Origin of the sequence: Actinomadura roseirufa (genome assembly GCF_900659635.1) — a bacterium.
GTDB lineage: Bacteria > Actinomycetota > Actinomycetes > Streptosporangiales > Streptosporangiaceae > Spirillospora > Spirillospora roseirufa.
In genome coordinates this window covers 1-607 of the sequence record NZ_CAACVB010000593.1, presented here as the reverse complement: position 1 = coordinate 607, position 607 = coordinate 1, and the positions used below count along the sequence as shown (strand labels likewise).

1 protein-coding gene is annotated in these 607 nt (G+C 65.6%); it reads right to left on the bottom strand.

Annotated features, from left to right (window positions below; translation table 11 throughout):
• The coding region (locus E1291_RS41595; protein ID WP_207401283.1) for a UvrB/UvrC motif-containing protein at positions 1-607 on the bottom strand (607 nt) is incomplete at both ends.

Sequence of the window (607 nt, the reverse complement as noted above, 5' to 3'; positions counted from 1 at the left end):
GATCAGCTCATCGGTGACCTCGGCGACCACGTCCATGTCGCCGGCCTTCCACTCCTTCTCCCGCTGGGCCTTCTGCCCCAGGAGCTGCTTCTCCGAATCACGCAGCGCGGCGGCCTTCTCAAAGTCCTGCGCGTCGATCGCGGACTCCTTCTCACGCCGCACATCGGCGATCTTCTCGTCGTACTCGCGCAGGTCCGGCGGCGCGGTCATCCGGCGGATCCGCATCCGCGACCCCGCCTCATCGATCAGGTCGATCGCCTTGTCGGGCAAGAACCGGTCACTGATGTAACGGTCGGCCAGCTGCGCCGCCGCGACCAGCGCGCTGTCAGTGATCGACACACGGTGGTGCGCCTCGTAACGATCCCGCAGACCTTTCAGAATCTCGATCGTGTGCGACAGCGACGGCTCCATGACCTGGATCGGCTGGAACCGCCGTTCCAGGGCGGCGTCCTTTTCTAGATAGCGCCGGTATTCATCGGATGTCGTGGCGCCGATGGTCTGGAGCTCGCCGCGGGCCAGCATCGGCTTCAGGATGCTGGCGGCGTCGATCGCGCCCTCGGCCGCACCCGCACCCACCAGGGTGTGCAGCTCATCGATGAACAAGATG